Genomic DNA, 9,056 nt, shown 5'->3' with positions numbered 1-9,056 from the left:
GATTTCGAAACTTTGAAAACTTCAAAAAAAGGATTTTTATTGCTCTGAACATCAAAAAAGAAAGGGCAAATTTTGTCCTTTCTCGAGCTTAGCTTTTCTTCAACCCACTACAGTTGACAAAGAGCCATTTTTTATTCTAAACGACCATCTTGACGATAGGCGATATCTGGTTGCCAAGTCCATTTGGCACCGAATTTTTCAAGTAGATCAAAGCTAGCTTGAGGTCCCATGCTTCCAGCTTTATAGTCATGAAGTGGGGCACCATTTTCAGCCCAGAGCTCTTCGATACGGTCAATCAATTTCCATGACGCACCAACTTCATCCCAGTGGCTAAAGTTAGTTGAGTTGTTATTTAAGACATCATAAATCAATTTCTCGTATGGTTCTGGAGAAGCACCAGTTGCGGTCGCATCTGTACGGTAATCAAGTGAGTTGGGAGCCAAGTTGAATTCTTCTCCTACTTGCTTCCCATTTAGGCTAAGAGAGAAGCCTTCTGTTGGTTGGATATAGATGGTCAAGATGTTTGGAGCAAGTGGCTCACCAAAGATAGAATCCATTTGTTTAAAGACGATGTTGACATGAGTTCCTTTTTCAGTTAGACGTTTACCAGTACGGAAGAAGAAAGGAACACCACGGAATCGATCGCTGTCTACAAAGAAGGCACCAGATGCAAAAGTTTCAGTTGTTGATTCTGGATTTACATTTGGTTCGCTACGATAAGAGATATATTTCATGCCATCAATCTTACCAGAGCGGTATTGACCACGGATAAAGTGTTCTTTAAGTTCTTCATCAGTTGGATGATAGAGATTTTTAAAGACCTTAATCTTTTCAGCACGAATCTCATCTTTTGTGAAGCTTGCTGGCTTGTCCATGGCAAGGAGAGAAAGAAGTTGGAGTGTATGGTTCTGTACCATATCACGGAGGGCACCTGATTGGTCATAGTAGCCACCACGTTCTTCTACACCCAAGCGCTCCGCAAAGGTAATTTGAACATTGTCGATAAATTCCTTGTTCCAAACGTTTTCGAAAATCAGGTTGGCAAAGCGAACTGCAAAGATACTTTGAATCATTTCCTTACCAAGATAATGATCAATACGGAAAATTTGTTCTTCGTCAAATGTTGCTAGGAGCTCGTCATTCAACTTGCTTGCAGTTGCGTAATCTGTACCAAATGGTTTTTCAACGATTAAGCGTTCAAAACCTTTACCATCCACAATGTTTTCAGACTTGAGGTGTTTGGCAATGGTTCCAAAGAACTGAGGCGCCATAGACAAGAAGAAGAGCTTGTTGTGTTCAGCTTGGTACTTGTCATTTAGTTCAGCCTGCAATTGACGCAAAGCAATGTAGTGTTCTGTATCGTTGACATCATGACTTTGATAGTAGAAGTGACTAGCGAACTCTTGAGCCTGTTCGGTACTATCTGCCAAATCAAGGATGGATTCGACGACAACAGATTCAAAATATTCCTTGCTCCAAGGACGACGGGCAGTTCCAATAACGGCAAAGTGCTCGGAAAGATTGCCGGATTTATATAGTCTAAAAAGGGAAGGGTAGAGCTTGCGTTTAGCCAGGTCTCCACTCGCACCGAAAATTGTAACAATAACCTTAGATGACATCTAGCTACCTAATTTCTATTTTTATTCCTAGTCTTGCTAGGTATGAGGAAATCTCATTTCATAAATTTAATTCTAACATAATTTTCCGAAAAATCAAAAAATCCAATACGAGATAGAAAAAAACTGCAAGGAAATCCTTACAGTTTGCGTTTAGACGTTTAAGACCTTGTCCAAGAAATCTTTCAGACGTGGGTGTTGTGGGTTATCAAAGATTTGATCAGGTGTTCCGTCTTCAAGGAATTCACCGTCTGCAGTAAAGATAACGCGGTTGGCAACCTGACGGGCAAATCCCATCTCATGGGTTACGATAATCATGGTCATGCCTTGTTTAGCCAAGTCTTTCATAACGTTTAGTACGTCTCCGACCATTTCAGGGTCAAGGGCAGAAGTTGGTTCATCAAAGAGCATGATGTCTGGATTCATTGCTAGTCCACGAGCGATAGCCACACGTTGTTTTTGACCACCGGATAGGCTATCTGGGTTAGCATTAGCTTTATCTGCTAGTCCAACCTTTTCAAGCAACTCCATCCCCAATTTCTCAGCTTCTTCTTTGGTCATTCGTTTGTGTTCAATAGGAGCAAAAGTGATGTTGTCCAAAACAGACATGTGTGGGAAGAGGTTGAAGTGTTGGAACACCATTCCGATATTTTCACGGACATGGTCAACATTGGTTGTTTTTTCAGTTAAGTCATAACCGTTCACAGTGATGTGACCGCTAGTGACTTCTTCTAGAAGATTGAGGCTACGGAGGAAGGTTGACTTACCAGAACCCGAAGGGCCGATGATACAAACAACATCTCCTTCATAGAACTTAGTCGTGATTCCTTTTAAAACCTCATTTTTTCCATAATGCTTGTGTAAATTATTTACATCAATTTTTAATTTTGCCATTAACGAATCCTCTTTTCTAAGCGTTTCGCTAGTCTAGTCAAAAGTGTGATAATTACAAGATAGAAGATAGCAAGGATTGCATACATCTTGAAACTTTGGTAGTTACGGGCGATGATAATCTTACCAGTTTGGAAGAGTTCAACTAAACCGATAGCAGATACGATGGTTGTATCTTTAAGAGCGATAACGAATTGGTTGACAAAGTTTGGCAACATCAATTTAGTTGCTTGTGGCAAGATAATCTTACGCATGGTTTTTCCATAAGAGATACCCAAGCTGCGGCTGGCTTCCATTTGACCAACTGGAACAGCCTGAATACCACCACGAACGATTTCAGCGATATAAGCAGCCGCATTGAGTGATAGGGCAATGGTACCAGCTACAAAGTCGTTAATTGGGCTTTGTTGGCCTGTGATGGACTCGATGAAGTTTGGAATTCCCCAGAAGATGAAGGCTGCAAGAATCATCAAAGGAATACCACGGATAACGTCAACGAAAATCTCAGAAATCACACGAAGAGATTTGTAGGGGCTGACACTAAACATACCGAAGATAATCCCGATGACAATGGCAATAGCAAATGAGATAAGAGCTAGAGCAAGAGTGATACCAAGACCGCTAAGGAGTTGTTTGTAGTTATTTTGAAGCAAGCCCCAGATAGTTGTCTCATCAACAGTGCTTGTTGAAGCAGATGATGACTCGCTAGCTAGGTATTTATCAAGAATCTTTTGGAATTCTCCGTTTGCTTTAAGGTTTGCAAGTCCGTTGTTGAACATTTCAATCAATTCTGGATTTGTGCCTTTTTTAACGGCAAAGGCTGTTTCTCCGATTGGACTTCCAGGGATTGGTGTTTTCAATTTTTGACCTTGGCTGATAGAATATTTGAGAACAGGTTCATCATCCATAACAGCATCAATCGCACCAGTGTTTAAACTGTCATACATTGATGAACCATCAGCGAAGGTTTTAATTTGATAACCGTATTTGCTTTGATTTTCTGTTAGGAAGGTTTGAGAAGCAGTTCCGTTTTTAACACCGACCGTCTTCCCTTTCAAATCTTCATAAGAAGCAATGGTACTTGATTCTTTTACGCCGAGGATTGTGTTTGCAGTGTAGTATGAATCTGAGAAATCAAAAGTCGCCTTACGAGCATCTGTGACAGACATACCAGCAATGATACCATCTGCTTGACCAGCTTGGACAGCGTTAATAGCGGCATCGAAACCAGGGTTGATGATTTCAATTTCAAAACCTTGGTCTTTAGCGATTGCCTTAATCAATTCCATATCAATACCAGTGTATTGGTTGCTTGAATTTTGGAAAACAAAAGGTGCAAAAGAAGAATCGCTGGCAATGATGTATTTAGCTTTAACAGGAGTTGCTTTTAGACCAGCTGCAGTCGTTGTAGTTGGCACTGCTGAAGATGATGAAGCAGTCCATTTCTTGATTATTTTATCAAGACTACCATCTTTTTTCATTTCAGCCAAGGCTTGGTTAAACTCAGTGACTAGGTGCTCGTATTTGCTTCCTTTTTTCACACCGAAAGCAAAACTTCCTACAGCTTCACCATCCATTTCAATATGGAGGTCTTGGCCTTGGTTAATCGCGTACTCGATAACAGGTTTGTCATCCATCATAGCATCAATGGCACCAGCACTCAAGCTGTTGTTCATCAAATCACCAGTGTCAAATGTTTTAATACTAAAGCCGTATTTGTCCTTAATACTTTCAAGGAAACGTTGTGCGGCAGTTCCGTTTTTAACACCAACAGTTTTACCTTTTAATTGGTCGTACTGACTAATCTTGTGTGACTTTGTAGTTGCAATGACAACTTTTGTATCATAGTAAGTATCAGACATGGTAAAGACTTTTTCACGTTCTTTCGTCTTTGTCATCCCTGCCATGATAGCGTCAGCTTGACCAGCTTGAACCGCATTGACCGCTGCGTCAAATCCAGGATAGGACATCTGAATATTCCATCCTTTAATTTCAGCGACTTTGTTGATAATGTCAACATCAATTCCTTTATAAGTTTGATCTGAATCTTTAAACTCAAAAGGTGCATAGGCGGTATCAGAAACAATCTTAATCGTTTCAGCTTTGGCAATACCTAATGAGAAAATTGGGAATAAAATTAGCAAAAATGCTAGAAATTTTTTCTTCATTTTTAGTCTCCTTTTCCGAATATTTTCCCATTATATCAGAAAAATTTAAAAAATGCAAATCGCGAGGTTTTTGTGTTAGAAAATATGACATAGATTCCTTTTATTTCTTGATTGAATTGCTACTATAAAGTGCTATAATAATAGTATATAATAGAAGAAAAGAGGACAAGGATATGAAGAACAAAAGAATATTTAAAGACTTCCAAGCTTCAAAAATGAGTTTAAACATTTACACAAGCCCCTTGTTAGCCTTTGTTTTTGTCTTCATAGGAGAGTTTGTGGCTTATACTCTGTATGGTATTAGCTTGTTAGCTCTCATCGGACTTGCTAGAAATTTTGGAGAGACTGGTCAAGCTTTTGCTGCCTTTTTACAAATCTTGCAGCAGAGCTTGATGGATAAAACAAGTGACTTTCGTTTAATTTTAGAATTGCTGTCCTTTGGTTTCGTTCTCAACACTGTGTTCAGATGGACTAGAAAAGTTGAGAAAAGACCTATTCGAACTTTAGGATTTTATAAAGAAAATTTCCTCAGCAATCTTCTTAAAGGATTTGGTCTAGGTCTGGCACTTTTTCTTCTGACCTTGTTAGGTTTAGTAGCCTTAGGGCAATATCGTTTTGAGTCCATTCACTTGAATCCTTATTCGCTTGCCTTTGTCATTTTTACTATTCCATTTTGGATTTTACAGGGGACAACAGAAGAAGTAGTGGCCCGTGCTTGGCTCCTTCCTCAATTGGCCTCAAGAACCAATCTAAAACTTGCTGTTCTTATATCTAGTCTGTTCTTTACCCTGCTTCATGCGGGAAATTCTGGTCTCACCCCTCTATCTCTAGTGAATCTCTTTTTATTCGGAGTTGCCATGTCACTTTACCTCCTCAAAACTGATAAAGTTTGGGGTGTAGCAGGTATTCATGGGGCTTGGAATTTTGCTCAGGGAAATTTATTTGGGATTTTAGTTAGTGGTCAGCCGTCGGGAACATCGCTAATGACCTTTTTACCACAAGGCAATCAAGCCTGGCTATCAGGTGGTTCTTTTGGGATTGAAGGTTCTGTCATGACAAGTCTGGTCTTGCTACTGCTGATTGTCTATCTCGCCTATCAATTAAAGAAAGAAAATGAAAGGATGTGACTTCGGTCCGTCCTTTTCTTCGTGAAAATGCTATAAGTATGCTAAAATAGGAATAGCACATCGAGAGAGGATTCTTATGATCAATCGCATTACAGACAATCAATTTAAACTAGTATCAAAATATCAACCATCAGGAGACCAACCCCAAGCTATCGAGCAGTTGGTTGATAATATCGAGGGTGGAGAAAAAGCTCAGATTCTGATGGGGGCGACCGGAACAGGGAAGACCTATACCATGAGTCAGGTCATTTCCAAAGTCAATAAACCAACTCTGGTCATTGCCCATAATAAGACTCTTGCAGGACAGCTCTATGGGGAGTTTAAGGAATTTTTCCCTGAAAATGCTGTTGAGTACTTCGTATCCTACTATGATTATTACCAGCCGGAGGCCTATGTACCTTCAAGCGATACCTATATTGAGAAGGATAGTTCTGTCAATGACGAGATTGACAAACTTCGTCACTCAGCTACTTCGGCCCTTTTGGAGCGCAATGATGTTATTGTCGTGGCCTCAGTCTCTTGTATCTATGGTTTGGGTTCGCCCAAGGAATACGCTGATAGTGTCGTTAGTCTCCGTCCAGGTCTTGAAATTTCTCGTGATAAACTTTTGAATGACTTGGTTGATATCCAGTTTGAACGTAATGATATTGATTTCCAACGGGGAAGATTTCGTGTGCGTGGGGATGTGGTGGAGATTTTCCCAGCATCTCGTGATGAACACGCCTTTCGAGTAGAATTTTTTGGAGACGAAATTGACCGTATTCGTGAGGTTGAGGCCCTGACTGGTCAGGTATTGGGAGAAGTGGATCATTTAGCGATTTTCCCTGCGACTCACTTTGTGACCAATGATGACCACATGGAAGTTGCCATTGCCAAGATTCAGGCCGAGTTGGAGGAGCAGTTAGCTATCTTTGAGAAGGAAGGCAAACTGCTTGAAGCTCAACGTTTGAAACAGAGGACAGAGTATGATATCGAAATGCTCCGTGAGATGGGCTATACAAATGGGGTTGAAAACTATTCACGTCACATGGATGGTCGTAGCGAAGGTGAGCCTCCTTATACGCTTCTCGACTTCTTCCCAGATGATTTCTTGATCATGATTGATGAGAGCCACATGACCATGGGACAAATCAAAGGCATGTACAATGGAGACCGTTCTCGTAAAGAAATGTTAGTAAATTACGGTTTCCGTTTGCCGTCTGCTCTGGACAATCGTCCTCTCCGTCGGGAGGAGTTTGAAAGCCATGTGCATCAGATTGTCTACGTTTCAGCGACACCTGGTGACTATGAAAATGAACAGACCGAGACAGTGATTGAGCAAATCATTCGTCCAACGGGACTCTTGGATCCAGAGGTGGAAGTCCGTCCGACAATGGGACAGATTGATGACCTCTTGGGTGAAATCAATGCCCGTGTTGAGAAAAATGAGCGTACCTTTATCACAACCTTGACCAAGAAAATGGCAGAGGACTTAACCGACTACTTCAAGGAAATGGGCATCAAGGTCAAGTACATGCACTCGGATATTAAGACCTTGGAGAGGACAGAGATTATCCGTGACCTGCGCTTGGGTGTCTTTGATGTCTTGGTCGGAATCAACCTGCTCCGTGAAGGGATTGACGTTCCTGAAGTGAGTCTCGTAGCTATTCTCGATGCTGACAAGGAAGGTTTCCTTCGTAACGAGCGTGGACTCATCCAGACCATTGGACGTGCTGCCCGTAATAGTGAAGGGCATGTCATCATGTATGCGGACACCGTTACTCAGTCTATGCAACGTGCTATCGATGAAACTGCTCGCCGTCGGAAAATCCAGATGGCTTATAATGAAGAACACGGTATTGTGCCTCAGACAATCAAGAAAGAAATCCGTGACCTGATTGCTGTAACCAAGGCAGTTGCTAAGGAAGAGGACAAGGAAGTCGATATCAATAGCCTCAACAAACAAGAACGCAAAGAACTCGTCAAGAAACTGGAGAAACAAATGCAAGAAGCCGTCGAAGTGCTGGACTTTGAACTGGCAGCTCAGATCCGTGATATGATGTTGGAAGTCAAGGTGTTGGATTAGGGGAATTTTATGAATATTTTAGTTATTAATGGACATCCTGATAAAGAAAGTTACTGCCAAGCAATTTTTCAAACGATTGTAGAAAATATAGACTCAAAGAGACATGAACTTGAAATGATTAATCTTAATGCAGAAGAGTTTGATCCTGTTTTACGTTATGGTTATCGACAAAGGATGGAGGACGATCCGTTTATTCTACGCTCTCAGGAATTAATTCAGTGGGCAGATCATTTCATTTTTGTTTATCCAATTTGGTGGAGTAGTATGCCTAGTCTATTGAAGGGGTGGATTGATCGTGTTTTTACGCCAGGCATTGCATACTCCGCAAATAATCGAGGAAGCTTTATTTTGAACTACTTGAGAGGTAAACAGTTCAAAAAGTTACTAAAAGGAAAAACAGCTAGTATCTATGCAACCTCCATGGCACCAACTTGGTGGTACAAAGTATTTTCAGGTCCGATTAATATTCCAGACAGTTATGGAATATCAGTATTAAAGAATGCTGTCCTGAATCATTGCGGTATCAAAACAAAGAGGGTTTCAATCTTAGGAGAGTTAGGCCGTGAAGTAAATACAAGTTCAACAAGACAAAAATTTCTACAAAAAGTAGCAAAGGAAGTCAGACTGTTGGATTAAGGAGAAGAAAATAAATGACGGTTATTATCAAATCAATGGAAACTCCTGAAGAGATAGAAGGTAAATCTTTCGTTCACTGGCAAACGTGGAGAGAGGCTTATGATGACCTTTTGCCTGCAGAATTTCAGGAGACAATGACATTAGAAAGATGTCGATTCTTTAGTCAAAAGTATCCAGAAAATACATTGATTGCGATGGATGGCCTTAAGGTAGTTGGTTTTATCAGTTATGGCAATTTTCGTGATGAGACTATTCAAGCTGGTGAAATTATTGCTTTATATGTTTTAAAAGACTATTACGGAAAAGGCATCGCACAAAAGTTAATGAAAGCAGCTTTGACTGCTCTTAATCATTTTTCTGAAATTTTCTTATGGGTATTGAAAGATAATAAGCGAGCCATTGCTTTCTATCAAAAAATGGGTTTTACTTTTGATGGACAAGAAAAGATGCTTGAACTTGGAAAGCCTATAAAGGAAAAACGGATGGTATTCTATTCTAAATAATTTTAAAAAGTAGAAGCTAATAGTACTGGTACCAAGTCTAAAAATTTAAT

At 40.3% G+C, this 9,056-nt stretch carries 7 protein-coding genes; 4 read left to right on the top strand and 3 right to left on the bottom strand.

The genetic code is table 11. From position 1 onward, the window contains the following. Nucleotides 1–131: 131 nt before the first annotated feature. From zwf to GEZ85_RS05240, 3 genes are all read right to left on the bottom strand, one after another. A complete protein-coding gene (gene zwf, locus GEZ85_RS05250; protein WP_084926550.1) occupies nucleotides 132–1,619 on the bottom strand; it encodes a glucose-6-phosphate dehydrogenase in 1,488 nt (495 codons plus the stop codon). Nucleotides 1,620–1,769: 150 nt separating this feature from the next. Beyond that, nucleotides 1,770–2,510 (bottom strand): amino acid ABC transporter ATP-binding protein, encoded by a 741-nt coding sequence (locus GEZ85_RS05245; RefSeq protein ID WP_153209583.1) that lies wholly within the window; start codon nucleotides 2,508–2,510, stop codon nucleotides 1,770–1,772. Beyond that, the gene (locus GEZ85_RS05240) at nucleotides 2,510–4,675 is read right to left on the bottom strand and encodes an ABC transporter substrate-binding protein/permease (RefSeq protein WP_153209582.1); all 2,166 of its coding nucleotides are present in this window, start codon (nucleotides 4,673–4,675) and stop codon (nucleotides 2,510–2,512) included. Before GEZ85_RS05240 ends, GEZ85_RS05245 begins: the two co-directional genes overlap by 1 nt. 173 nt (nucleotides 4,676–4,848) lie before the next feature. Here GEZ85_RS05240 and GEZ85_RS05235 point away from each other — a divergent pair, with 173 nt between their 5' ends. The 4 genes from GEZ85_RS05235 (at nucleotide 4,849) to GEZ85_RS05220 (ending at nucleotide 9,006) form a co-directional block, all read left to right on the top strand. After that, nucleotides 4,849–5,802, top strand: a complete 954-nt coding sequence (locus tag GEZ85_RS05235; RefSeq protein ID WP_153209581.1) for a CPBP family intramembrane glutamic endopeptidase — start codon at nucleotides 4,849–4,851, stop codon at nucleotides 5,800–5,802. Nucleotides 5,803–5,878: 76 nt separating this feature from the next. Beyond that, complete coding sequence (gene uvrB / locus GEZ85_RS05230) at nucleotides 5,879–7,867, top strand: excinuclease ABC subunit UvrB (protein ID WP_153209580.1); 1,989 nt, start codon at nucleotides 5,879–5,881, stop codon at nucleotides 7,865–7,867. A gap of 9 nt (nucleotides 7,868–7,876) precedes the next feature. Beyond that, nucleotides 7,877–8,503 (top strand): NAD(P)H-dependent oxidoreductase, encoded by a 627-nt coding sequence (locus tag GEZ85_RS05225; protein ID WP_084930127.1) that lies wholly within the window; start codon nucleotides 7,877–7,879, stop codon nucleotides 8,501–8,503. Nucleotides 8,504–8,517: 14 nt separating this feature from the next. Further along, nucleotides 8,518–9,006: a GNAT family N-acetyltransferase gene (locus GEZ85_RS05220; protein ID WP_153199051.1), complete on the top strand. Its 489-nt coding sequence runs from the start codon at nucleotides 8,518–8,520 to the stop codon at nucleotides 9,004–9,006. The last annotated feature ends 50 nt before the right edge of the window (nucleotides 9,007–9,056 follow it).

Origin of the sequence: Streptococcus mitis (assembly GCF_009496205.1) — a bacterium.
In the GTDB taxonomy this organism is placed as follows: Bacteria; Bacillota; Bacilli; order Lactobacillales; family Streptococcaceae; genus Streptococcus; species Streptococcus mitis_BN.
Note: the sequence above shows the minus strand (reverse complement) of the source record. Positions and strands in the feature narration are given on the sequence as shown.